This is a genomic window from Kribbella pratensis (genome assembly GCF_004365355.1).
In the GTDB taxonomy this organism is placed as follows: Bacteria; Actinomycetota; Actinomycetes; order Propionibacteriales; family Kribbellaceae; genus Kribbella.
On sequence record NZ_SODP01000001.1, the window covers coordinates 226,495 to 251,459 of the forward strand.

At 68.5% G+C, this 24,965-nt stretch carries 23 protein-coding genes; 15 read left to right on the plus strand and 8 right to left on the minus strand.

The features are described from left to right. On the plus strand, positions 1-927 hold the full coding sequence (locus EV653_RS01050) for an AEC family transporter (protein WP_134097036.1): 927 nt from the start codon (positions 1-3) through the stop codon (positions 925-927). Positions 928-958: 31 nt separating this feature from the next. Here the strand turns inward: EV653_RS01050 and EV653_RS41940 are convergent, their stop codons facing one another. Together EV653_RS41940 and valS are read right to left on the minus strand one after the other, a co-directional pair. Continuing rightward, entirely contained in the window at positions 959-1,813 is an 855-nt protein-coding gene (locus tag EV653_RS41940) for a hypothetical protein (protein ID WP_238159491.1), read from the minus strand. A 138-nt stretch (positions 1,814-1,951) separates the two neighbouring features. Further along, positions 1,952-4,495, minus strand: a complete 2,544-nt coding sequence (gene valS, locus EV653_RS01060; RefSeq protein ID WP_134097038.1) for a valine--tRNA ligase — start codon at positions 4,493-4,495, stop codon at positions 1,952-1,954. Positions 4,496-4,569: 74 nt separating this feature from the next. On the opposite strand from valS, the gene EV653_RS01065 reads away from it, so the two are divergent. The 11 genes from EV653_RS01065 (at position 4,570) to EV653_RS01115 (ending at position 14,792) form a co-directional block, all read left to right on the plus strand. Beyond that, positions 4,570-5,931 carry a bifunctional folylpolyglutamate synthase/dihydrofolate synthase gene (locus EV653_RS01065; RefSeq protein WP_134097040.1) on the plus strand — a complete coding sequence of 454 codons (1,362 nt, stop codon included), beginning with the start codon at positions 4,570-4,572 and terminating at the stop codon, positions 5,929-5,931. Continuing rightward, on the plus strand, positions 5,928-6,290 hold the full coding sequence (locus tag EV653_RS01070) for a DUF4233 domain-containing protein (protein WP_134097042.1): 363 nt from the start codon (positions 5,928-5,930) through the stop codon (positions 6,288-6,290). The genes EV653_RS01065 and EV653_RS01070 overlap by 4 nt, the downstream gene beginning before the upstream one ends. A gap of 3 nt (positions 6,291-6,293) precedes the next feature. Further along, entirely contained in the window at positions 6,294-6,704 is a 411-nt protein-coding gene (ndk, locus tag EV653_RS01075) for a nucleoside-diphosphate kinase (protein WP_134097044.1), read from the plus strand. 146 nt (positions 6,705-6,850) lie between these two features. Continuing rightward, entirely contained in the window at positions 6,851-7,879 is a 1,029-nt protein-coding gene (locus EV653_RS01080) for a rod shape-determining protein (RefSeq protein WP_441294967.1), read from the plus strand. Positions 7,880-7,890: 11 nt separating this feature from the next. Continuing rightward, the gene (gene mreC, locus EV653_RS01085) at positions 7,891-8,829 is read left to right on the plus strand and encodes a rod shape-determining protein MreC (RefSeq protein WP_134097045.1); all 939 of its coding nucleotides are present in this window, start codon (positions 7,891-7,893) and stop codon (positions 8,827-8,829) included. Between the two features lie 4 nt (positions 8,830-8,833). Then, positions 8,834-9,364 carry a rod shape-determining protein MreD gene (mreD, locus tag EV653_RS01090; RefSeq protein ID WP_134097048.1) on the plus strand — a complete coding sequence of 177 codons (531 nt, stop codon included), beginning with the start codon at positions 8,834-8,836 and terminating at the stop codon, positions 9,362-9,364. A gap of 76 nt (positions 9,365-9,440) precedes the next feature. Beyond that, complete coding sequence (gene mrdA / locus EV653_RS01095; protein WP_134097050.1) at positions 9,441-11,495, plus strand: penicillin-binding protein 2; 2,055 nt, start codon at positions 9,441-9,443, stop codon at positions 11,493-11,495. A 10-nt stretch (positions 11,496-11,505) separates the two neighbouring features. Next, entirely contained in the window at positions 11,506-12,672 is a 1,167-nt protein-coding gene (gene rodA / locus EV653_RS01100; protein ID WP_134097052.1) for a rod shape-determining protein RodA, read from the plus strand. A 59-nt stretch (positions 12,673-12,731) separates the two neighbouring features. Further along, positions 12,732-13,466, plus strand: coding sequence for a hypothetical protein (locus tag EV653_RS01105; protein WP_134097054.1), 735 nt, complete (start codon positions 12,732-12,734; stop codon positions 13,464-13,466). A gap of 67 nt (positions 13,467-13,533) precedes the next feature. After that, the gene (locus tag EV653_RS01110) at positions 13,534-13,965 is read left to right on the plus strand and encodes a carboxymuconolactone decarboxylase family protein (RefSeq protein ID WP_134097056.1); all 432 of its coding nucleotides are present in this window, start codon (positions 13,534-13,536) and stop codon (positions 13,963-13,965) included. Further along, positions 13,914-14,792 (plus strand): sigma-70 family RNA polymerase sigma factor, encoded by an 879-nt coding sequence (locus tag EV653_RS01115; RefSeq protein WP_202871443.1) that lies wholly within the window; start codon positions 13,914-13,916, stop codon positions 14,790-14,792. The genes EV653_RS01110 and EV653_RS01115 overlap by 52 nt, the downstream gene beginning before the upstream one ends. A 2-nt stretch (positions 14,793-14,794) precedes the next feature. On the opposite strand, the gene EV653_RS01120 is transcribed toward EV653_RS01115, so the two are convergent. Continuing rightward, complete coding sequence (locus EV653_RS01120; RefSeq protein ID WP_134097058.1) at positions 14,795-15,256, minus strand: Lrp/AsnC family transcriptional regulator; 462 nt, start codon at positions 15,254-15,256, stop codon at positions 14,795-14,797. A 37-nt stretch (positions 15,257-15,293) separates the two neighbouring features. Here EV653_RS01120 and EV653_RS01125 point away from each other — a divergent pair, with 37 nt between their 5' ends. Then, positions 15,294-15,746, plus strand: coding sequence for a DUF2000 domain-containing protein (locus EV653_RS01125; protein ID WP_166679259.1), 453 nt, complete (start codon positions 15,294-15,296; stop codon positions 15,744-15,746). Between the two features lie 71 nt (positions 15,747-15,817). Here the strand turns inward: EV653_RS01125 and EV653_RS01130 are convergent, their stop codons facing one another. Then, complete coding sequence (locus EV653_RS01130) at positions 15,818-16,756, minus strand: LLM class F420-dependent oxidoreductase (RefSeq protein WP_134097062.1); 939 nt, start codon at positions 16,754-16,756, stop codon at positions 15,818-15,820. A 101-nt stretch (positions 16,757-16,857) separates the two neighbouring features. On the opposite strand from EV653_RS01130, the gene pcaD reads away from it, so the two are divergent. After that, entirely contained in the window at positions 16,858-17,604 is a 747-nt protein-coding gene (gene pcaD, locus EV653_RS01135) for a 3-oxoadipate enol-lactonase (protein WP_134097064.1), read from the plus strand. 71 nt (positions 17,605-17,675) lie between these two features. Next, the gene (locus EV653_RS01140; protein WP_134097066.1) at positions 17,676-19,607 is read left to right on the plus strand and encodes a TIGR03960 family B12-binding radical SAM protein; all 1,932 of its coding nucleotides are present in this window, start codon (positions 17,676-17,678) and stop codon (positions 19,605-19,607) included. Here the strand turns inward: EV653_RS01140 and EV653_RS01145 are convergent. From EV653_RS01145 to EV653_RS01160, 4 genes are all read right to left on the minus strand, one after another. Further along, entirely contained in the window at positions 19,604-20,902 is a 1,299-nt protein-coding gene (locus EV653_RS01145; RefSeq protein WP_166679260.1) for an HAD-IA family hydrolase, read from the minus strand. The two genes, EV653_RS01140 and EV653_RS01145, sit on opposite strands and share 4 nt — an antisense overlap. Before the next feature lie 5 nt (positions 20,903-20,907). Further along, the gene (locus tag EV653_RS01150) at positions 20,908-22,224 is read right to left on the minus strand and encodes a M28 family metallopeptidase (protein ID WP_134097070.1); all 1,317 of its coding nucleotides are present in this window, start codon (positions 22,222-22,224) and stop codon (positions 20,908-20,910) included. Beyond that, a complete protein-coding gene (locus EV653_RS41530) occupies positions 22,221-22,400 on the minus strand; it encodes a hypothetical protein (protein ID WP_202871444.1) in 180 nt (59 codons plus the stop codon). Before EV653_RS41530 ends, EV653_RS01150 begins: the two co-directional genes overlap by 4 nt. A gap of 110 nt (positions 22,401-22,510) precedes the next feature. Next, entirely contained in the window at positions 22,511-24,823 is a 2,313-nt protein-coding gene (locus tag EV653_RS01160) for a M43 family zinc metalloprotease (protein WP_238159492.1), read from the minus strand. Between the last annotated feature and the right edge of the window lie 142 nt (positions 24,824-24,965).

Below are 24,965 nucleotides of genomic sequence, written 5' to 3' on the forward strand. Positions count from 1 at the left end.
ATGTCCGCCGTCGTCGGTGCCTTCGGCGCGCTGGTCGCGGTCGCCGTGCTCGGGTACGTCGTCGGCCTTCTCGGCGTACTGCGTTCGCAGGACGAGCTCGTCCTGTCCCGGCTGGCGTTCTTCGTCGCGACGCCGGCGTTGCTGTTCACGACGGTCGCGCGGGCCGATCTACGCGCGATCTTCTCGGTCGTGCTGGTCACCAACCTGCTGAGTCTGTTCGTGGTCCAGGTCGTGTTCCTCGTCGTCGCGGCCGCGATCTGGCGGCGCACGCGGTCCGAGGCGACGATCGGCGTACTCGCGTCGTCGTACGTGAACGCCGGGAACCTCGGCGTACCGGTCGCGGCCTACGTGCTGGGGAACGGTGCGTTGGTCGCACCCATCGTCTTGTTCCAGGTCGTGATCATGGCGCCGATCGCGTTCGCCGTCCTGGACCATGATCGGCAGGGGAGCGGGCGGCGGGTGTCGCTGCGGACCATCCTGACGCGGCCGTTCCGCAATCCGCTGACTGTGGCCTCGTTGCTCGGGTTGCTGTTTTCGCTGCTGGGCGTGCGATTGCCGGACGTCGTGATGCGGCCGATCGACCTGGTCGCCGCCGCGGCCGTGCCGGTTGCGTTGATCGCTTATGGGTTGAGCCTGAGTGCGGGGACGAAGGACTCGATCACCTTGCGGCGCGACGTCGTACTCGCGGTGGCGTTGAAGACGTTCGTCCAGCCGCTGACGGCGTACGTGATCGCGCGGTGGGTCCTCGACCTGCACGGTACGGCGTTGCTCGCGCCGACGCTGCTGGCTGCGCTACCGACCGCGCAGAACGTCTATGTGTACGCCGTGCATTACCGGAGCAGCCGGACGCTCGCGCGGAGTGCCGTCCTGCTGAGCACGGTGCTGTCGATCCCGGTGATGATCCTGATCGCGGGACTGCTGGCCTGAGTCAGCGTCTGTCAGCGCCTGTCAGCGCGGCTCAGCGCATGGCTTTGAAGGCTTCTTCGGCGACCGGCTCGACCTGGTCGACCTTCACGCCTTCGTTCGCGGACTGGGCGATGACGGTGAGGGTGTTGGAGCCGCGGTAGCACTGGGTCGGCAGGTTGCCGGACGACTCGACGCAGGTGGAGCTGCCGATCTTCTTGATCTTGTCCGGGGTCGCGCCGGAGTCGGCGACTGTCTTGTCGATGTCGACCTTGCCGCGCAGCGCGATGATCACGAACATCCGGTTGCCGTCGATGGTCCCGTACGCCTCGACCGTGGCCTGCTTGCCGTTGTTGATCCGGCTCAGCGCCTCGCGCGTCTGGTCCAGCTGCAACTGGCCGCGGATATTCGCGTCGGTGATCCGGTCGAGCCCGGCCAGCTTTGCCGGCGGGGTGATCCCACGCTCGGTGTTCAGCCGGTTGAGTGGCCCGAGACCCCAGATGTACCCGAGCAACGCCAGCGCGATGAGGATGACGACCGCCGCGCCGACCGTGAGCCACGGCCCCCGCAGCTTGATCCGCCGCCACCACTGCTTCTTGGTCTGCTCGGCCGCGACATCAACCTTCGTATCCCCAGGCACTTCCCCAACACCCTCCGCGGCCCCAGCAGACGTCTCGACCCCAGCGGACTTCTCGGTGCCAGCAGGCTTCGTGGTCGCAGCAGGCTTCTCGGTGCCAGGAGAGTTCGTGGTCCCAGCGGACTTCTCGGCCCCATCAGCGTTCACGGTCCCAGCGGGTTTCTCTGCCGCGGCGGGGACGGCGGCCAGCTCGGCGGTGTCCGCGCCGGCGTCGGCCGTGGTGACGGCCTCCTCCGTCGGCCTCGGATCCGCCGGGGTGGTGGGGTCGCTCATGCGTTGGCTCCTCGGACGTTCGGTCACGGGGTTCGGACCCGATGCTTCCACATCAGCACAAACCGGTCTCGCAGGGTAGTCGTTCCGCGACAAGCACCGGTGCCCGCCTCCAGCAGGAGACGGGCACCGGGATCGTGCTCAGAGCGCTGCGACGACCTTCACCGCGTCGGAGTCGTCGGCGTGCCAGACGATCTCCCCGGTGATCCGGCCCGCGGCCCGCAGGTCCGGCTCGGCCCGCTCGGCCAGCTCCAGCCGCGCGGCCGGACCGGTGACCTCGACCTTGCTGACCTCGGTCTTCATCGAGACCTGCGCCTCGGACTTCGCCCCGCGGATCCCCGCCAGAACCTCCGAGACCGCGTCCAGAACCTCAGGCTCCTGCGCGGCAACCGCGAGATCGACATCCGGCTGCGGCCAGCTGGTCAGGTGGATCGAACCCTCCTGCCACCACGACCAGACCTCCTCGGTCGCGAACGGCAGGTACGGCGCGAGCAGCCGCAGCTGGACCGACAACGCGACCGCGAGCGCCGCCTTCGCGGAAGCTGCCGCGGCGTCACCCTGACCGCCGTACGCCCGCTCCTTGACCAGCTCGACATAGTCGTCGCAGAACGTCCAGAAGAACCGCTCGCTGACCTCCAGCGCGCCGGTGTAGTCGAACCGCTCGAAGGCCGCCGTGGCCTCCGCGACGATCGACCGCAGCTGCTGCAGCATCGCCAGGTCGACCGGCTCGGTGACCGCGGACGTGTCGACCGTCGTCGCGCCGAACCCGAGAACGAACTTCGACGCGTTCAGGACCTTGATCGCGAGCCGCCGACCGACCTTCATCTGCGACTCGTCGAACGGCGAGTCCATCCCCGGACGGGCCATCGCCGCGCGCCACCGGACCGCGTCCGCGCCGAACTTGTCCAGGATCTCGGTCGGGACGACCGCGTTGCCCTTGGACTTCGACATCTTCTTCCGGTCCGGGTCGACGACGAACCCGGAGATCATCGACCGCGCCCACGGCAGCGTGCCGTTCTCGAAGTGGGCCCGGACGACGCGGGAGAACAACCAGGTCCGGATGATCTCGTGCGCGTGCGTGTTCAGGTCCATCGGGAACGTACGCCGGAACAGGTCGTCGTCGCGCTCCCAGCCGCAGGCGATATGCGGAGTGAGCGACGACGTCGCCCAGGTGTCCATCACATCGGGGTCGGCCTCGAACCCACCCGGCTTGCCGCGCTGGGACTCGTCGTACCCCCGCGGTGCCTGTGAGGTCGGGTCGATCGGCAGCTCGGCCTCGGACGGCATCAGCGGGTGCGCGTAATCGGGCTCGCCGTCGGCGTCCAGCGGATACCAGACCGGGAACGGGACGCCGAAGTACCGCTGGCGGGAGATCAGCCAGTCGCCGTTCAGCCCCTCGACCCAGTTCAGGTAGCGGTGGCGCATGTGCTCCGGGACCCAGGCGAGCTCCTCGCCGCGCTCGATGAACTCCTGCTTGAGCGCCTCGTCGCGGCCGCCGTTGGTGATGTACCACTGCCGGGTGGAGACGATCTCGAGCGGCTTGTCGCCGTTCTCGTAGAAGTTCGCCATCCGCTCGGTGGGCTTCGGCTCGCCGTCCAGCTCGCCGCTCTCGCGCAGCTTCTGGACGATCAGCTCGCGGGCGCTGAAGACGGTCTTGCCGGCCAGCTCGCCGTACAGCTCGGCGGAGTCCTCGAGCCAGGCCGGGGTCTCGCGCAGGAACCGGCCGTCGCGGCCGATGACGGTCCGGACCGGCAGCTGCAGCTCGCGCCACCACTGGATGTCGGTCTGATCGCCGAAGGTGCAGCACATCGCGATGCCGGCGCCCTTGTCCATCTCGGCGGCCGGGTGGGCGAGGATCGGGACCTCGACGCCGAACAGCGGCGACTTCGCGGTCGTCCCGAACAAGTGCTTGTACCGGTCGTCGTCGGGGTGGGCGACCAGCGCGACACAGGCCGGGATCAGCTCGGGCCGGGTGGTCTCGATGTAGATGGGGCCGTCGGCGCCGTGGTACGCGATCCGGTGGTAGGCGCCCGGATACGGCCGGGCCTCCATCTCGGCCTGCGCGACCGCCGTCTGGAACGTGACGTCCCAGACCGTCGGCGCCTCGGCCAGATACGCCTCGCCGCGGGCGAAGTTCCGCAGGAAGGCGCGCTGCGACGTACGCCGGGAGTCCTCGGAGATCGTCGTGTAGAGGTGGTCCCAGTCGACACTCAGACCGACCGTCCGCCACATCGACTCGAACGCCTGCTCGTCGATGTGGGTGAGCTCACCGCACAGCTCGACGAAGTTCTGCCGGGCGATCGGGATCTGCTTCTTCGGGTCCGGCTTGGCCGGCGGGGTGAAATCCGGGTCGTACGGCATGGAGGGGTCGCACTTGACGCCGTAGTAGTTCTGGACCCGGCGCTCGGTCGGCAGACCGTTGTCGTCCCACCCGATCGGGTAGAAGACCTTCTTCCCGCGCATCCGCTGGAACCGCGCGACCAGGTCGGTGTGGGTGTAGCTGAAGATGTGCCCGACGTGCAGCGACCCGGAGACCGTCGGCGGCGGCGTGTCGATCGAGAACACGTCGGCCCGCTCCGCGGTGCGGTCGAAGGCGTAGGTCTGCTGCTCCTTCCATACAGCAGCCCACTTCTCCTCGAGGCCTTCGAGGGTGGGCTTGTCTGGAACACGGGACGTCTGGCTCATGCGCACAATCGTAGTGGTTGTCAAGGGGTGCTCCGAACGCTTATCCACAGCCCCCACCTAGACTTGGCGTTCTGATGAGTGACCTCTCTTACGCCGACGTGTCGGCCCTGCTCCAGGCGCGCTGGCCGGAGCACAAGATCGAGCCTTCCCTGGACCGGGTTCGGCGGCTCGTCGAGCTGCTCGGCGACCCCCAGAAGGCCTACCCGGTGGTGCACCTGACGGGGACCAACGGCAAGACGTCCACGGCCCGGATGATCGACACTCTGTTGCGCGAAGCGGGGCTGCGGACCGGCCGGTTCACCAGCCCGCACCTGGAGTCGGTGCGCGAGCGGATCACGCTGGACGGCGAGCCGATCAGCGAGGAGCGCTTCGTCGAGGCGTACGCCGAGATCGCGCCGTACCTGGACGTCGTCGACGCCGAGCAGGAGCACCCGCTCACGTTCTTCGAGGTGATGACCGGCATGGCGTACGCCGTGTTCGCGGACGCACCCGTCGACGTCGCGGTGATCGAGGTCGGCCTGGGCGGGTCCTGGGACTCGACCAACGTCGCCGACGGGACGGTCTCGGTGATCACGCCGATCGCGGTCGACCATGCGCACATCCTCGGCGCGGATCCGGTCACGATCGCCGGCGAGAAGGCCGGGATCATCAAGACCGGCGGTACGACGGTGATGTCGCAGCAGAGCCTGGAGGTCTTCGAGGTCCTGCTCCGCCGGGCCGCCGAAGTCGGCTCGCAGGTCGCCCGCGAGGGGATCGAGTTCGGTGTCGTCAGCCGCACGCTCGCGGTCGGCGGCCAGGTGATCTCGGTGAAGGGTCTCGGCGGCGAGTACGACGAGCTGTACCTGCCGCTGCACGGCGAGTACCAGGCGCACAACGCCGCCACCGCGGTCGCCGCGGTCGAGGCGCTGCTCGGCGCCAGCCCGGAGTCGGACGGCCGCGTCACCACCGAGCTGCTGCAGGCCGGCTTCGCCAATGTCACCAGCCCGGGCCGGATGGAGGTCGTCCGGCAGAGCCCGACGGTCATCGTCGACGCCGCCCACAACCCGCACGGGGCCGAGGCGACCGCGGCGACGGTCTCGGAGGCGTTCCAGTTCGAGCCGCTGATCGGCGTCCTCGGCTGCATGAAGGACAAGGATGTGTACGGCGTCCTGGAGGCGTACGAACCGATCATGGAAACGGTCGTCTGCACCCGTAACAGCTTCGTCGAGCGCTCGATGCCGGCCGAGGAACTGGGCGAGCTGGCGGCCGAGGTGTTCGGTGAGGAGCGCGTGCTGGTCCGGCCGCACCTGATCGACGCGATCGACGACGCGATCCGGCTGGCCGAGGAGAACGCGGTCGCGCTCGGCAGCGGCGGCGTGCTGATCACCGGCTCCGTCATCACCGCCGGCGAGGCCCGCTCGCTGCTGGTCCGCAAGCCCAAGGGCGAGCAGTCATGAGGTCGCTCGCCTCGATCGTGCTCGGGTTCGAGTCGATCGTGCTCGCCCTGGTCACGCCGGTGATGATCTCGGTCGCCGACGTCCGGCCGGCGGTCGCCGTACCGGTCTGCCTCGGTCTTGCGGTGCTCGCGATCGTCGCGGCCGGCCTGCTGCGGTTCCAGGTCGGCTACGTGCTCGGCTCGGTGGTCCAGGTGGGCGCGGTCGGACTCGGCTTCGTCGTCTCGGTGATGTTCGTCCTCGGCGTGGCGTTCGCGGCCTTCTGGGTCGCCGCGATCGTGCTCGGCCGCCGCATCGAAGAGGCCAAGAAAGCCCACGAGGGATTAGGCTCGGCCGCCCACCCTAGTTCGAGAGAGAGTTGACAGATGTCGCAGCGCACCCTGGTCCTGCTGAAGCCCGACACGGTTCGCCGCGGCCTGATCGGTGAGGTGCTCGGCCGGTTCGAGGCCAAGGGACTCCGGATCGTCGCGATGGAGCTGCGTACGATCGACGCCGAGCTGGCCGACCAGCACTACGCCGAGCACGTCGAGAAGGCCTTCTACCCGCCGCTGCGCGATTTCGTCACCAGCGGCCCGCTGGTCGCGATGGTGCTCGAGGGCGACGAGGCGATCGAGGTCATCCGCGCCCTGAACGGCGCCACCGACGGCCGCAAGGCCGCGCCCGGCACCATCCGCGGCGACTTCTCGCTGTCGAACCGCGAGAATCTCGTCCACGGCTCCGACTCCGAGGAGTCCGCGAGCCGCGAGATCAAGATCTGGTTCCCCGACCTGCCTTGATCGCAAGGCCGTTCGCGCCGGAGGCCAGTGCGGACAGGTGGTGAGTGAGCGGATACGATACGTGCCGGGCGGACCGGTCGTGTCGGTCCACGGGCTTTGCGCGGGCGGCGCTTAGCCTGGGTTGGGGTCGAGTGGGAGGTGCCGCGGTGGCGAACAGCATGCTCGGCCGCGACATGGCGGTCGACCTCGGAACGGCGAACACCCTGGTGTACGTGCGTGGGCGGGGCGTCGTGCTGAACGAGCCGTCCGTGGTCGCGACCCGGACGGACGACCCGCGGGAAGCGGTCGCGTTCGGTCACGAGGCCAAGAAGATGATCGGCCGGACTCCGGGCAACATCACCGCGATCCGGCCGCTCAAGGACGGCGTGATCGCCGACTTCGACGCAGCCGAGCAGATGCTGCGGTACTTCATCCAGCGCGTGCACCGCCGGCGGTACTTCGCCAAGCCCCGGATCGTGGTCTGCGTCCCGTCCGGCATCACCGCGGTAGAGCAGCGCGCGGTCCGCGACGCCGGGTACATGGCCGGCGCCCGCAAGGTCTACATCATCGAGGAGCCGATGGCCGCCGCGCTCGGCTCGAACCTCGAGGTCCGCGACGCCACCGGCAACATGGTCGTCGACATCGGCGGCGGTACGACGGAGGTCGCGGTCATCTCGTTCGGCGGCATCGTCACCAGCCAGTCGATCCGGGTGGCCGGCGACGCCATCGACAAGGCGATCGTGAACTACTGCAAGAAGGAGTTCTCGCTGCTGCTCGGCGAGGCGACCTCGGAGCAGATCAAGATGACGATCGGGTCGGCGTTCCCGACCACCGACGGTCCGGACAGCGAGATCCGCGGCCGCGACATGATCTCCGGCCTGCCGCGGACGGTGAAGGTCTCCTCGGCCGACATGCGCCAGGCGATCGAGGAGCCGATCACCGCGATCGTCGACGCGGTCAAGGCGACCCTGGACAAGACTCCGCCGGAGCTGGCCGGCGACATCGTCGACCGCGGCATCGTGCTGACCGGCGGCGGCGCGCTGCTCAAGGGGATGGACGAGCGGCTGCGGCACGAGACCGGCATCCCGATCCACGTCGCGGAGAATCCGCTCGACGCCGTCGTCCTCGGCGCCGGCAAGTGCGTGGACAACATCGAGACCCTCAACCGCATCCTGGTCACCGACAACCGGCGCTGAGGTACCACCCGATGCTCAAAGACCTCGGTACCCCGGCCCGCAGCGCGATCCGCTCGGCAGGCGCACCGCTCCGCGCGACCGGCATGCCGCGGCAGGTCCGTCGCCGCCGGAGTGTGCTCGCGCTGGTGATCCTGGCTTGTTTCACGCTGATCGTGCTCGATGCCCGCCGCTCGGCCGGTTCGCCGGTCGAGCCGCTGCGGGAGGCCGCGGCCGGTGTGTTCGGCCCGCTCGAGTCGACCGCGAGTTCGGCCCGGCAGCCTGTGGACGACCTCCGCGACCGGTTCGCGGAAATGGATAGGTTGAAAGCAGAGAACGAAAAACTCAAGCAGGACAACGAGAATCTGACCCGGGAGCTGAACACCTCCGACTACGCCCGCAACCGGGCGCAGGAGTTGGACAAGCTGCTCAAGGTCGCGCCGGCGTACACGATGACGCCGGCCCGGGTGATCGGGATCGGTGGGGCACAGACGTTCAGCCACACGGTCACGATCGACGCCGGGACGGCGGACGGTGTGCGCACCGACATGACCGTGATGAACGGGACCGGTCTGGTCGGCCGGGTGGTGCGCACCACCACGGGGACCGCGACCGTGCTGCTGATCGGCGACCGCAACTCGACCGTCGGCGGTCGGCTGAACTCGTCGATGGCGCTCGGCTTCGTCTCCGGACGCGGCGATGTGGCCGGCACCCTCGACTACAAGCTCGTCGACCCGAAGGCCCGGCCCAAGGTCGGGGACCGGATCGTCACCTGGGGCTCGAGCGGCAACGCGCCGTACGTGCCGGGGGTCCCGATCGGCGTCGTCACCTCCGTGACGCCGAACGAAGGCTCCCTCGGATCCACCGCAACCATCAAGCCGTACGTCGACCCGACCCGGATCGACACCGTCGGCGTGGTCACCGGACCACCCGCCCGCCCACCACGAGGACACCTACCAGGGAAGGGGAACTGACACCGTGATCGCACTACGCATCGGCCTGGCTGCCCTCTTCCTGATGGTGGCCGTGACCGTGCAGACCTCCGTGCTGAGCAACATCGCGGTCGCCGGGGTGACATGTGACCTCACGCTGATCGTGGTGATCGCGCTCGCGCTGTCCCGCGGGCCGGAGTGGGGTGCGATCGCCGGATTCGTCGGCGGCCTGCTGCTGGACATCGTGCCGCCGGCGGACCACACCGCCGGCCGCTGGGCGCTGTCGCTGGCCATCGCAGGGTATGTCGCCGGCCTGATCCGTCGTGAGACCTCGAGCGGGCCGGTCGGTCCGCTGGGTGTTGCGCTGACGGTCGTGCTCGGGACGGCGATCTCGTTCTTCATCTACAGCGCGACCGGCTCGCTGCTGCACGACCCGTCGGTCGACTGGGGCGAGTTCGGCGTCCGCCTCGGCATCGCCGCCGGGTACGACGTAGTCGGCGCGATCGTGGTGATACCGCTGGTCATGTGGATCATGGGCCGCGTCCAACCCGCCCGCGAGCGTCGAGTCGTGCCATGAACGAGCGAAGCGAGTTCATCATCAAGCACAGCGCGTCTCGTGCCTCATCCGCGCCCGGAGCGAAGCGAGGACGTGGATGAGCTGGGACGGCTTCGAGGCGCCGTTGAAGGCACGGTTGCGGTTGTTCGTGATCGGGGTGCTGGTCTTCTCCTTGCTGTGCACGCTGTTCGGCCGGCTCTGGTACATGCAGGTGATGTCGAGCGCCGACTACTCGCAGGCGGCGACGCAGCAACACATCCGCCAGGTCCTGATCCCGGCCCCACGCGGCACGATCGTCGACTCCCAGGGCCGGACCCTTGTCGGCAACCGGGTCTCGCTGGTGATCACTGTCGACCGGTCGGTGCTCGCCAAGCTCCCGGACAGCCAGCAGAACGTCGTCCTGATCCGCCTGGCGAAGGTGCTCGGCCAGAAGCCCGCGGACCTCAAGGCCCGCACGATGCTGTGCGGCGAGCCCGGCGCGTCCAAACCACCCGCCTGCTGGAACGGCACGCCGTACCAGCCGATCCCGGTCGCGAAGGACGTCAGCGAGCAGGTCGCGATCGACGTGATGGAGCGCCGCGAGGACTTCCCCGGGATCGCCGCCGACTCACAGACCCTCCGCGCCTACCCCGAGCCGTTCAAGGTGAACGCGGCGCACATCCTCGGGTACCTGTCGCCGATCACGACCGAAGAGCTCGAGGACATGGACAAGGCCGGACAGGACTCGGTCCCGCACCGGTCCGACCTGGTCGGTCGCGCCGGTGTCGAGCGCTCGTACGACAAGCTGTTGCGCGGCACGCCCGGCGAGAAGGACGTGATCGTCGACGCTGTCGGGTACACCACCGGCATCCAGAAGCAGACCGCGCCGGTCCCGGGCGCGACGCTGGTCACCACGATCGACGCACGGATCCAGGCCTCGGTCGAGAGTCAGCTGAAGAACGCGATCATGACCGCGCGCAAGCAGACCGACCCGGTCACCCACAAGAAGTACGTCGCCGACTCCGGTGCCGCGGTGGTCATGGACACCAAGACCGGCCGGGTCGTCGCGATGGCCAGCTACCCGACCTACGACCCGGGCGTCTGGGTCGGCGGTATCACCCAGCGCGAGCTCGACGCGTTGTACTCGACCAAGTCCGGCACGCCGTTGGTCTCCCGCGCGCTGCAGGCCCAGCTGGCGCCGGGGTCGACGTTCAAGCCGATCACCACCTCGGCCGCGCTGGGCGCCGGGTACAGCCCGAAGACGCGCCTCGACTGCTCGTCGTACTTCGAGGTCGGCAACCGCCGCTTCAAGAACTACGAGTCCGCGTCGTACGGGATGATCGGCTTCGACCAGGCGCTGGCGCTGTCCTGCGACACGTTCTTCTACCGGATCGCGTATGCGCTCTGGCTGAAGGAGGGCGGCAACTCCAGCGACATCAGCACGTACGACCCGCTGGTCGAGATGGCGAAGAAGTTCGGCCTCGGCAAGCCGACCGGCATTGACCTGCCCGGCGAGACGAGCGGCCGGATCGCGGACCGGCAGTGGAAGAAGACGTACTACGACTCGATGAAGGACTACTACTGCAAGCTGTCGGCCAACCCGCCGGCCGGCACGTCAGCCTTCCTCAAGCAGTTCGCCCGCGAGTTCTGCGTCGACGGGTACAAGTACCGCGCCGGTGACGCGGTGAACTTCGCGATCGGCCAGGGCGACACCACCGTCACCCCGCTGCAGCTCGCCACCGTGTACTCCGCCCTGTCGAACGGCGGCACCCTCTTCGAGCCGCGCGTCGTCCAGTCGTGGGTCGGCGCGAACGGCAAGCCGCACGAGATCAAGCCGGTGGTGAAATCGAAGCTCCCGGTCGCGAAGAACACCCTGAAGTACATCGACACCGCGCTGAAGCAGACCACGGTCAGCGGCACCGCGGCCTGGAAGTTCCAGGGCTTCCCGCTCGACAAGATCCCGGTCCGCGCCAAGACCGGGACGGCCGAGGTCTACGGCAAGCAGACGACCTCCTGGCTCGCGTCGTACACCGATCAGTACGCCGTGGTGATGATGATCAGCCAGGCCGGTACCGGTTCGGGCGCCGGTGGTGACGCGGTCCGCAAGATCTACGAGACGCTGTACAACATCAAGCCGGCGCCGCCGCCCGGGCAAGAGAAGCCGAAGCAGTGAGGGGGCGCAGATGGCACTCCTGACTCCGATCCGGATGCGATCGCGGATGGACCGGCGCTCGACCGTGTGGCAGGTGGACTGGGTCCTCGTGCTCAGCGTCGTCGCGCTGTCGTTCCTCGGCGCGATGCTGATCTGGTCCGCCACCCACAACCGGACCTCGCTGACCGACGGCAACCAGTACGCGTTCCTGGTCCGGCACGCGCTGAACTTCGCGATCGGCCTGGTCCTCGCGATCGGCGCCGCTGTCACCGATCATCGCCGGGTCCGCATCCTCGCCCCGCTGCTGTACGCCGCCTCGATCGTCGGACTGATCCTGGTCCTGGTGCCCGGCGTCGGCTCGACGATCAACGGATCGCGGTCGTGGATCCAGTTGCCGTTCATGTCGATCCAGCCGAGCGAGTTCGCCAAACTCGCGGTGATCGTCGGGATGGCGCTGCTGATCGCGGAGAAGAGCGAGACCGACCGCCACGAGAACGCCCGGACCGTCGACGTCGCGCAGGCCGTCGCGGTCGCCGCGGTGCCGGTGATCCTGGTGATGCTGCAGCCCGACCTCGGCACGGTGATGGTGCTCGGCTCGATCGTGTTCGGGATCATCGCGGTGTCCGGCGTGCCGAAACGGTGGATGCTCGCTCTGCTCACCGCGGGCGTGCTCGTCGCGGCCGTCGCGATCAAGCTGCACATCCTGAAGCAGTACCAGATCTCCCGCTTCATCGCGTTCGCGCACCCGTCCTCGGATCCGCAGGGCATCGGCTACAACGTGAACCAGGCCCGGATCGCGATCGGGAACGGCGGCGTCTTCGGGCAGGGCCTGTTCCACGGCGGTCAGACCCAGAACGCCTTCGTCCCCGAGCAACACACCGACTTCGTCTTCACGGTCGCGGGGGAGGAGCTCGGGCTGATCGGCGCCGGCGCGATCATCGTGCTGTTCGCGATCATCCTGTTCCGTGGGCTGCGGATCGCGATCAACGCGCGGGACGCGTTCGGCCGGCTGGTCGCGACCGGGATCGTCTGCTGGTTCGCGTTCCAGGCGTTCGAGAACATCGGCATGACGCTCGGCATCATGCCGGTCACCGGTCTCCCGCTGCCGTTCGTGTCGTACGGCGGCTCCTCGATGTTCGCCTGCCTGCTCGCGGTCGGCCTGCTGCAGAACATCCACCTCCGCTCCCACAGGTACTGACGGCCGGACCTGACACGTCAGATACGCTGCTGGCCGCCGCCTAGAGTTCGGATGTCGCCATGACCAGGTACGTGTCGTTCCCGCTCGCGCTTGCCACCGCCCTGACGCTGTCGCTCACCGCCTGCGGTGGGGATGACGACAAGAAGGACGCCGGTACGCCGGTCAGCACACCGGTGCCGAGCTCGACCCCCAGCGCCGCGGAGCCGACGTCGACCGCCCCGGTGACGCGGACGGCCGACGAGCTGACCAAGGCGCTGCTCGAGCTCAACGACCTGCCGAGCGGGTTCTCGCAGGAGAAGGACGAAGCCGACGACGGCTCGAAGCCGTTCTCGTCGCCGAGCAGCCGCTGCAAGACCCTGGTCAAATACCTGAACGCCACCAAGGCTCCCGGGTCGAAGGCGAGCGTCACCCGCACTTTCACCGGCGGCCAGGAAGGTCCCTACATCGACTACGGCCTCGACTCGATGGGCACTGCCGCCGAGGTCGACGACCTGCGCGACTCGTACGCGAAAGCCGTCGACTCCTGCACCAAGGTGACGCTGAAGACCGAGGGCTCCGGCAACACCTCGATGAAGGTCGAGAAGATCACCGCCCCGTCGTACGGCACGAAGCCTTTCGCGTTCCAACTGACCGGCACCAGCGGGCCCAAGCGCGGCCTCGAGTACACGGCGGTCGTCACCGGCGTGGACGACGTGATCCTCTCCGTCGGCGTGCTCGCCGGCCAGGGCGGCGAGCTGGAGCCGGCGACCGAGGCCGCCGTCACCAAGGCCCGGCAGGTCCTCAAGTCCGCGTGACCGGTGTCACACCGGTCGTTGTCACGTCGGCGTCGCGTGCCACCGTCGTGTTGGCATGGAAGAGCGGATGAGTTTCAGCAAGGTCTCGCCGGCCGGCTTCCGGGCCGTGTATGGCGTGGAGAACTACGTGCAGGGCGTTCTGGACCAGACGTTGCTGCACCTGATCAAGGTCAGGGCGTCGATGCTCAATAGGTGCGCGTTCTGCCTCGACATGCACACGACGGACGCGTTGAAGGAGGGCGAGAGCAGCCAGCGCCTCTTCGGACTGGCGGCCTGGCGCGAGTCCTCGTTCTACGACGAGCGTGAGCGTGCCGCGCTGGCGCTGACCGATGCGGTCACGGTGCTCGAGCCTCACGGCGTACCCGATGACGTGTGGGACGCGGTGGTGGAGTACTTCGGTCAGGAGGGGGCTGCGAATGTGCTGCTCGCGATTGGCACCATCAACTTGTGGACCCGTCTGAACGTCGCGACCCGGAGACAGCCGGAACTGGCCGGTTGATCCTGCAGGATTTCGAGTCCGCGCGCGGCATGCTCGCCGGCCTCGCGTACCGGCTGCTGGGCAGCTGGCACGACGCCGAGGACGTGCTGCAGGACGCGTACGTCCGCTGGTCGGCCGCCGACCGCAGCGATGTGGCCGAGCCGCGTCGTTACCTGACCCGAGTGGTGACGCGGCTGTCCATCGACGTACTGCGAACCAGGCAGGCGCGCCGCGAGACCTACGTCGGCGAATGGCTCCCGGAGCCGGTCCGGTCGGACGCGCTGGAACTCGAAGACCTGTCGATGGCGCTGCTGCACCTGATGGAGCGACTCACTCCGCCGCAGCGCGCTGTCTACGTCCTGCGCACCGCCTTCACGCTCCCGTACGACGAGATCGCGCAGATCCTGGACCGTACGCCGGACGACTGCCGCCAACTCCACCGGCGGGCTGTCCACGCGCTCGACCGGGACCGATCGCGGTTCGAACCCTCCACCGAGGAGCAGCGGCGGCTCCTGCTCGACTTCGTCGCCGCTGCCCGCGACGGCGACCTGATCCGCCTCGAGGCGATGCTGAAGGAGTCGGTCACCTCGTGGACCGACGGCGGCGGCGTTCGCCGCGCAGCACGCAAGCCGGTGGTCGGACGCGCCAAGGTGGCGCAGTTCTTCACCCATGTCTACGGTCGTCCCGCGCTGAGCGTCGTACCGCTCGACCTGGTCACCGGTCCGGCGCTGGACGTTCAGCTCAACGGCAGACGCCATGTCCTGGTGCTGGACGTCGATGCTGGGCAGATCGCCGGCATCCGGGTCGTCGCGAGTCCGGCCAAGCTGTCGGTCCTCGAGCGTTCGTGAGCTCAGTCCCCGGCGGTGAGCGGCATGATCGTGGTGCGGCGGTGGTGTTCGAAGACGACCGAGCTGCGGATGTCGGCGATCTCCTGGCGTTTGGCCAGTGCGAGGACAAGGTCGCGGAGCGCCTGGGTGTCCTTGACGGCGACGTGGGCGAGGAAGTCCGAGGCGCCGGAGACCATGAACATGTCCAGGGTCTGCGGGAGCTGCATCACGTAGTCCTGGAACGCAGTCGCGACCGCCATCGCCTGGGGACGGAGCTTGATCGAGATGATCGCCTGGGTGGACCGGTCGATCGCCTGCAGATCCACCTCCGCGCGATACCCGCGGATCACCCCTCGGTCGCGCAGCCCGCGGATCCGCTCCAGGCACGTCGACGGCGCGATGCCGAGCTCGGCGGCCATGTCCCGGTTGGTCCGCCGAGCGTCGTTCTGCAGCATCCGCAGGAGCGCCGTATCAAGTTCGTCCATGACAGGAAGTTTCGCAGATCCGCCGAACGATGTTCGGATGACCGAGTACGACGCCGTGCACCTGGCTAGCTTTGTCGTCGTGATGACGAACAAAATGGTCGTGGTGATCGCGGCCGAGGCGCCGGTCGGCGTCGCCTTGAACACCGCCGCCCTGCTCGGGGTCGGCCTCGGCCACCATCACGACGACGTGGTCGGCCCGGACACCGCGGACGCCTCGGGCGCACCGCATGCCGGGATGTGCGCCCACCCGATTCCCGTACTGCGAGCATCCGCCGAGCAACTGCACGACCTCCACACGCAGGCGGCGGCCCGGGACGAGGTCACCGTGCACGACATGCACCAGATCGCTCAACGCGCGCGCACCTACGAGCAGATGTCGACGACCCTCAGCGGAACCAAGCCCGAAGACATCGAGTACCTCGGGCTCGCCCTCTACGGTCCGCGCTCCGCCGTCGACTCCCTGACCGGCGCCTTACCGCTCTACCGGTAGGCCCGCTCTACCGGTAGGCCCGCTCTACCGGTAGGCCCGCCCTACCGGTAGGCCCTCTAGCGGTAGGCGGCTCAGAAGCAGAGGTCGGCGAAGCGGCGCAGTTCGTCCGGGTCCAGGCCGTTCTCGAAGCCGACGATGAGTTCCTGGGCTCCGGCGTCCTCGAACGCGGCGATCCGTTGCCGGATCGTCGGTGCTGTCCCGATCAGGCCGTAGGAGCCGAGGTCGCCGGGGAACGCGAACTCGGCGCCTGCCGGGATCCTGGAGCGGGCTTCGGCGTCCGACGTGCCCAGGATGTACGACGTGGTGACCGTTCGCCGGATGTCGTCGTACGGGCGGCCGACATCGGCGCAGTGCTTGCGCAGTACGTCGTACTTGCGGCGCAGAACCTCCGGCGAGTCCATCACGTTCGAGGCGTCAGCCCATCGCGCGACCGTCCGCAGGGTCTTCTGCTCGCCGCCGCCCGCGACCAGGATCGGGATGTGCGGTTGCTGGATTCCCTTCGGCTGGTTGAGTCCGCCGGCGGCCCGGTAGTACTTCCCCTCGAAGTCGACCGATTCCTCCGTCCAGAACCGGCGGATCAGTTGCACGGCCTCGTCCAGCCGTCGCAACCGCTCGCCGGCCGTGCCGAACTCGTACCCGTACCCGAGGTAGTCCGGCTCGTACCAGCCGGCGCCGATTCCGAAGATCAGCCGGCCGTTGCTGACGACATCGATCGTGGACGCGATCTTCGCCTGGAGGGCGGGATTGCGGTAGCTGTTCGAGGTCACCAGCGGGCCGAGCCGGATCCGGTCGGTGGCGGCCGCGAGTGCTGTGATCATCGTCCAGGCCTCGAACACCGGAGCCTGCGAGGGTGGGATCGGATGCACGTGGTCGGGGACGTACACCGCGTGGAAGCCGAGCTCGTCGGCGACCTGTGTCACTGCCGTGATCCGGCGGAATGCGTCGGCCGGATCGAGGCCGGCGAGATCGCCGGTGAATCCGGTGGGCAGGAACACACTGAAGTCGGTCATGGCGGCCTTTCGCTGAAGTGTCTGACTCGTCTGTGGGTATCGACCGGTCGGCACGCCAAAAGGAATCGGTCCGTGACTGCGGGCGTCCGTATGGTGGGAACATGCGACTCAACTACGAGGCGACAGGTCCCGCCGACGCACCGGTTGTCCTGCTGGGTTCGTCGCTCGGGGCGACGCAGGCGATGTGGGCGCCGCAGCTGGATGCCCTGTCCAAGCGGTACCGTGTGGTGGCTTTCGACCACCGCGGTCACGGGAAGTCCGAAGTACCGCCCGGGCCGTACACGATCGACGACCTCGGAGGCGATGTTGTCGAACTGCTCGACACCCTCGAGGTCGAGCAGGCGTCGTACGTCGGAATCTCGCTCGGCGGATCGGTCGGTCTCTGGCTGGCCCAGCACGCGCCCGAGCGGATCCACCGCCTGGTGGCGATCTGCCCGCCGTCCAACACCGCGGCCAACCCCCAGCCGTGGATCGACCGTGCCGCCCAGGTCCGCGCCGAAGGCACCCAGGCCGTCGCCGACGCCACCCTCGGCCGCTGGTTCCTGCCCGACTTCGAGGAGGACCTCGAGCCCGTCCGCCGGATGCTGCTCGACTGCCCCGACGAGGGCTACGCCGCCTGCTGCGAGGCGATCAGCGCGTTGAACCTCCTCCCCGGCCTGAAGGACATCACCGCCCCGGTCCTCCTGATCACCACCGACTCGGACCAGTCCGTCCCGCCGGAAACCGTCGTACCGCTCGCCTCCGAGATCCCCGGCGCCCACCTCGAGATCGTCGAGAAGGCCGCCCACCTGGTCACCTACTCCCACCCCGACGTCATCAACCCGCTACTCCTCGCCCATCTCGCCTGAGCGCGATTCCGGCGTACGGCGGGCTCGGCGTTAGGCTGGTAGGCGCTCTGAACCGCTGACTGGAAGTTGCCATGACTGTCGAATCGCTGTTCCCGCGCCTGGAGGCGTTGCTGCCGAGTGTGCAGAAGCCGATCCAGTACGTCGGAGGTGAGCTGAACTCGGTCAGCAAGGAGTGGGATGCGGTCAGCGTGCGGTGGGCGCTGATGTATCCGGACGCGTACGAGGTGGGCCTGCCCAACCAGGGCGTGCAGATCCTGTACGAAGTGCTGAACGAGCGCGACCACATCCTGGCCGAGCGGACGTACTCCGTCTGGCCCGATATGGAGCAGATCATGCGGGACAACGCGATCCCGCAGTTCACGCTGGACTCGCACCGTCCAGTCAAGGCGTTCGACGTCTTCGGCCTGTCGTTCTCGACCGAGCTCGGGTACACGAACATGCTGACCGCGCTCGACCTCGCGGGCATCCCGTTGCACGCGGTCGACCGCACCGACGAGGACCCGATCGTGCTCGCGGGCGGGCATGCCGCGTTCAATCCGGAGCCGATCGCGGACTTCATCGACGCCGCGGTGCTCGGTGACGGCGAGGAGATCGTGCTCGCGATCTCCGAGGTGATCCGGGAGTGGAAGGACGAGGGCCGTCCGGGCGGGCGCGACGAGGTGCTGCTGCGGCTGGCGAAGTCGGGCGGCGTCTACATCCCGAAGTTCTTCACCGTCGAGTACCTTGCCGACGGCCGGATCCAGCGCGTCACCCCGAACCGCCAAGGCGTTCCGTTCCGGACGGCGAAGCACACGGTCATGGACCTCGACGCCTGGCCGTACCCGAAGAAGCCGCTGGTCCCGCTGGCCGAGACCGTGCACGAACGCTTCTCGGTGGAGATCTTCCGCGGCTGCACCCGCGGCTGCCGGTTCTGCCAGGCGGGCATGATCACCCGGCCGGTGCGTGAGCGCAGCATCACCACGATCGGCGACATGGTCGACAACGGCCTGAAGCAGACCGGGTTCGAAGAGGTCGGCCTGCTGAGTCTCTCGAGCGCCGACCACAGCGAGATCGCCGACGTCGCGAAGGGCCTCGGCGACCGGTACGAGGGCAGCAACGTCTCGCTGTCGTTGCCTTCGACAAGGGTCGACGCGTTCAACATCACGCTGGCCAACGAGTTCTCCCGCAACGGCCGGCGCAGCGGGCTGACGTTCGCGCCCGAGGGCGGCTCGGACCGGATGCGCAAGGTGATCAACAAGATGGTCACCGAGGAGGACCTGATCCGCACGGTCGCAGCGGCGTACAGCCACGGCTGGCGGCAGGTGAAGCTCTACTTCATGTGCGGGCTGCCGACCGAGACCGACGAGGACGTGCTCGCGATCGCGGACCTGGCGAAGAAGGTCATCGCGACCGGCCGCGAGGCGTCCGGCCGGCGCGACATCCGGTGCACGGTGTCGATCGGCGGGTTCGTGCCGAAGCCGCACACGCCGTTCCAGTGGGCGTCCCAGCTCGGCGCCGAGGAGACCGACGCGCGGCTGTCCAAGCTCGCCGCGGCGATCCGGTCCGACAAGAACTACGCCAAGGCGATCGGCTTCCGGTACCACGACGGCAAGCCCGGCATCATCGAGGGCCTGCTGTCCCGGGGCGACCGCCGCGTCGGCCGGGTGATCGAGGCGGTCTGGCGCGACGGCGGCCGGTTCGACGGCTGGAGCGAGCACTTCTCGTACGACCGCTGGGTCTCGGCCTGCGAGCAGGCGCTCGCCGACGAGCCGGTCGACCTCGCCTGGTACACGACGCGCGAGCGCGAGTACGCCGAAGTACTGCCGTGGGACCACCTCGACTCGGGCCTGGACCGGGACTGGTTGTGGGAGGACTGGCAGGACTCCCTCGAAGAGGACGGCGCGATCGAGGTCGAGGACTGCCGCTGGACCCCGTGCTTCGACTGTGGCGTCTGTCCGCAGATGGGCACCGAGATCCAGATCGGCCCGACGGGCAAGAAGCTCCTGCCGCTGTCTGTCGTCTAGCTTCTCGAGCCGGCCGAAAGAAGCAGGTCGCTGAGTGATAGCTCGTCGGCGCTGCTCAGAACCAGGTCGGCCGCTGCCACCGCGGCCTTCGTGACGAACGGATTCGGTACGGCGACCGCGTACATCCCGGCCGCCTGCGCTGCCGCCACGCCATGCGGGGTGTCCTCGACAGCGATGGCAGGTACGCCGACCCGCTCCAAGGCGAGCTGGTAGATCGCCGGATCGGGCTTGTGAGTGGCGACCTCGTCGCCGGTGACGATCTCGTTGAACAGGTTGACCGCATCGACCCGCTCCAGGTGACCGACCACCCAGCTCCGCGGCGAACTGCTGGCGATGGCGACCCGGAGCCCCAGCTTCCGCGCCGACGAGATCCAATCCCGGATCCCCGGCCGGAAGTCGAGCTCGGCGTGCATCCGGTCCCGATGGGCGAGCCTGCGCGCATGACTCTCGGCGCGGTCGAACCCACTCCCGACGGCTGCTGCGAGGACGGCGTACCGGTCCTCGCTGACGTCGCCGCCGTGTCCCGGCCAGAAGCCGTCGAGGTCCAGCTCGAGACCGTGGTACGCCCACTCGGTCTGCCAGCTCTCGACCATCGTCGTCTCGGTGTCCATCAGCAGACCGTCGAAGTCGAACACGATCGCCTGCACGTCCGTCGGCACCAGCCGCGTCGCGAGCCGGTGGATCTGCGTCTCGCTCAGCCCGAGCCACGCGAGGTACCCGCGGACCCCGCCGAAGCGCTCGTCGACGTACGAGAGCGACCCGAGGATCGTGTCCGGATGCGACCGCGAGAAGGCCGGCGCATCCTCCAGACCGAGGTTCGTCTCGCTGATCGCGTAGTCCGCGGCAATGTCCGATCGGGGTACGCCGACGAGGTCGAGCAGCAGCGCAACCGTCAGCCCGGTCCGATCCTTGCCCGCCTTGCAATGCACGACGACCGGCTGGTTCGCCGGCGCCGCGGCGATCGCGGTGAAGATCCTGCCGATGTGCGCCGCGTTCCGGACCAGGCTGTTGCGATAGACGTCGACCAGCCGCGGCTCGGCGGCCGGATCACGAGTCGCTTCGGCCGCCGGGTCGATCCACGGGATCCGCTGGTAGACCGAATCTCCGCCCAGCGGATGTGGTTGCCTCAACTCCCAATCAGACCGCAGATCGAGCACCAGCCCGGCGTCCACCTGCTCGAACGCAGGCAGGCCGTCGGCGTCGATACACTCACTGCGGAGCAGAGCCCGCGCCCGTGTCGGTACGCCGTACCGCGTCGGAAGTCCGCCAACGTCACGCGCATTCGGGCTCCACATAGCTGTCAGCTTAAGACAATGCCTCCCAACGACTCGAAGTCGTGCCAGGTCCCGTCGAAGGCCTTGTGGTGTACGGCGGAATCCATGCCGACCGCGAACACGTCGATCCGGCCCGGTCCCCAGGAGACCACCGAGCCGGCTGGTTGTGGCCGGCGCCGGGCGGCGGCCGGCTCGAGCCATCCCGCCAAGGCGGCGATGTTCATCCGGAGGATCTCCGCGGCCAGCGACCAGTCGATGAAGTTCAACGTGTCGTTGGCGGAGTGGATGTGGCCGTTCGCGCTGTCGGCGCCCTCGATCGTCAGGACCGCTGGTATACCGGCGTTGATGAACGGGACATGGTCGCTCGCGAACGGATTCAGCGACGTCTCGACCGCCAACCCCGTGTATGTCGCGGCTGCGGTCGACAGATCCGCGATCTGACTCGACGACACTGCCGCTCCCTCCAGCAGTACGCCGGGCGTCACGGTGTTCCTGGTCCCGATCATGTCCATGTTGAGGACAGCGCGGACGCGTGACCGCTCCGCCGGGGGCAGCGCGGCGACGTACTGCTTGCTGCCGAACAACCCCTCTTCCTCGCCGCCGAACAAGATCAGCCTGATGTCGTGCTGCCAACTACGCGTCGACAGGAGCCGACCGAGCTCGAGTACGCCGGCCGAGCCGCTCCCGTTGTCGTCCGCACCCGGCGCCGCCGCGGCCGGACCGCCCGCGATGTTGATCGAGTCGAGGTGCGCGGTGACGATCACCAACTGACGATCGCTGCCGACGCCCGTCCGGTCGCCGATCAGGTCGGCCGAGTGGCCCGCGCCGACGGTGACCGGCATCCGGGCCACTTGGTAGCCGAGGGCAACCATTCGGTCGGACGCGAAATCCATCGCCTGGGTGAACGTCGGACTCGACGAATGCCTGGTCGGCAGGCTCGCCAGCCAGGTCAGGTCGTTCTGGTACGACGTCGTGGACACATCGCCGACCAGGTCCGCGACGTCCGGGTCGACCCGCGCCGCAGCGGCCCGCGGGCTGTCGACGACCGTCGTGTTCGGGCGGAGCGTTTCGATCCGCCAGTGCTGGTTGGACCGCCGACGCGGTTTGTCGGCCGACGAGATGACCAGATGCCGGCCGTGATCGAGCAGCGGCGTGACATCGGGGTACTCGTCCTGGAAACTCCGGCCCACCTGTGTGACGAGTAGCAGGCCGGGGACGGTCCGGGAGGCCCGGCCGAGGCGTTGTTCGGCCGGGACCCAGAGGAGGGTCTTCTCCCCGAACCGCGCCGACCGCGCGCCGCCGGCGGCGTCCGCGGTCGGTACGACGAGATAGCGCACATTCATGGTTGGTCCTGCCAAGCAATCTCGAGTCGATCGGGCGCCGAGGACACGATCCGCCCGGTCCCGTCCGGCAGGTGCAGGCGGCCGGCGGTGTCCCAGCGCCCCGGCGGACCGGGGGAGGGGGCGTCGCCGCGGCCGATCTGCAGCGGTACGAACGTCCCGTCCGGGCGGAACTCCACCCCCCGCCGGCCACGGGCCGGCGGGAAGGCGAAGTCGTCGGGCCGGTAGACGCTGATCCCGTCGTGGTCCTCCTCGAAGGAATGCGTCCAGCGTCCGGTCGGCGTGGTGGTCAGATCTTCACCGCCTGTCCGATCGCGGCGGGGGAGTCCGGGACCGTCAGCTTGAAGTCGCTGATGACCCCGCCGAGGCCTTCGTACCCGGTGACCGACGGTCCCCAGGCCGATCCGTCCCACCACTTGTGATACAGCTGCTTGTCGGTGCCGGTGACGAACACGTCGAGCCGGTTGGTGTCCCACGAGACCACGCGCGGCTCGTCGGTGCAGATCCCGCCCATGTACTCGTACCCCGTGACGCTCGGTCCCCAGGAGGATCCGTCCCACCACTTGTGGTAGAGAGCGGAGTCGGTTCCGAGCAGGAAGACGTCGAGGCGGTCGGAGCCCCACGAGACCACGGTCGGCGCCGTCGTGCACACGCCGCCCATGTACTCGTAGCCGCTCCACGACGAGCCGTCCCACCACTTGTGGTAGAGCGCGGAGTCGGTGCCGATGACGAACAGGTCGAGCCGGTTCTCGCCCCACGCCACCACACGCGGTGGTGAGGCGCAGACGCCGCCGAGGTACTCGTACCCGTTCCACGACGAGCCGTCCCACCACTTGTGGTAGACCGCGTTGTCGGTCCCGAGGACGAACACGTCCAGCCGATCGGGGCCCCAGGCAACTACTTCGGGCGGGCTCATGCAGATCCCGCCGAGGTACTCGTAGCCGTTCCAGGACGAGCCGTCCCACCACTTGTGATACAACGCCCGGTCGGTCCCGAGCACGAAGGCATCCAGGCGGTTCTCACCCCAGGTCGCGAGCCGCGGCGGGCTCATACAGACACCGCCGAGGTATTCGTACCCGGTGACGGACGGTCCCCAGTTCGAGCCGTCCCACCACTTGTGGTAGAGCGCGTGGTCGGTGCCGAGGACGAACGCGTCCAGCCGGTTCGGGCCCCAGGACGCGACTTCAGGAGCGCTCATACAGATACCACCCATGTACTCGTAACCGGCGACGGACGGTCCCCAGGCCGATCCGTCCCACCACTTGTGATACATCGCCAGGTCGGTGCCGAGCACGAACGCGTCCAGCCGGTTCGCGCCCCACGAGACGATCGAGCCGGCCGGTTCCGGCGTACCGGCGGAGCCGAAGACCGGCAGGTCCTTGCGGACGGTGTCCAGCGTCGCCTGCATCCGCGCCACCTGGTCGGTGGTGAACATGACCATGCCGCGGTCGTCGGTGTAGTCCATGTAGTCGTAGAACAGGTCGCCGTTCGGCCCGTTGCTGCACGTGACGTGCGGGAACGTCGGTACGCCGAAGTTCGGGCCGGCCGCGTTCGGGGTGTCGGCACACTCGTCCGTCCCGCTGCAGCCGGTGCCGTCGTCGCCCCAGATGTGGAACAGGTTCAGGTAGTGCCCGACCTCGTGCGTCGTCGTACGGCCGAGGTCGAACGGCGCCGCCGCCGTACCGTTCGTGCCGAACCCGCTGTGCAGGATGACCACGCCGTCGGTGTTCGCCGGACCGCCCGGGAACTGCGCGTATCCGAGCAGACCGCCGCCGAGCTGGCAGACCCAGATGTTCAGGTAGTGCGCGGGGTCCCACGGATCGATGCCGCCGGTCGCCGACGACTTCACCTTGTCGTCGGTGCCGAAGGTCGCCGTACTGGTCTGGGTCCGGGTGACACCTGTCGTCGGGTTCCCGTTCGGGTCCTCGGTCGCCAGGAAGAACTCCACCCGCGAGTCCGCAATCAGCCCGCTGAACACACTCGGCACGATGCTGGTGTCCGGGTTGGTGGCGCGGTAGTCGCGGTTCAGTACCTCGATCTGGCTGTCGATCTGCGCCTGCGAGATGTTCTGGGCGTTGGTGTTCCAGACGACATGGATGACACACGGGATGCGAGCGACCCCGGTGAAACGCTCCTCGCGGGAGACGTAGACCATCGTCGCGGTTTCGAGCGCCGACCGTGCCGCGGCGTACGACGGATCGGTCGACAGGAGTCTGCGGTGTACATCCATGACGCCGCACTGCCTGCGGTTCGGGAGCTCGGTCTGACCGCCGGTCGCGCCGCTCATACCGGCACCACTGGCCTTGCCGCCGCCCGTCATCCCCGCGCCCGCAGGCGATCCGCCGGCGTTCATGTCGGCCGCGGGCGATCCGCCGCCGGCCATGTCGGCTGCCGGTGATCCGCCGCCGCCCATGTCTGCCGCGGGTGATCCGCCGCCGCTCATCGTCGTACTGCTCGAGGCCGGTGCCCCGGTCATCGGCATGCCGTCCGCCGCGGGCTGTCCGTTCGCGGCGTGCCCGTTCTGCTCGGTCGCCGGTGCTTCACCCGGCATCCGGTCGTCGTCCCGGTGCTTGTCCGCTCGCCCGTTGGCCTTTCTCGGCATCTCTCCCCCTTCCGGCGGGGGCGCACGGGCAGGTCGACGTGCGCGCGCCGAACCGAGAAGATTCACCCCCAGCGCACCCCTCGACCGAAGACGGTCCCTACCGCCTTCCCCCACCGAACAGTCGGCCCCCAAGTCCCTGTTC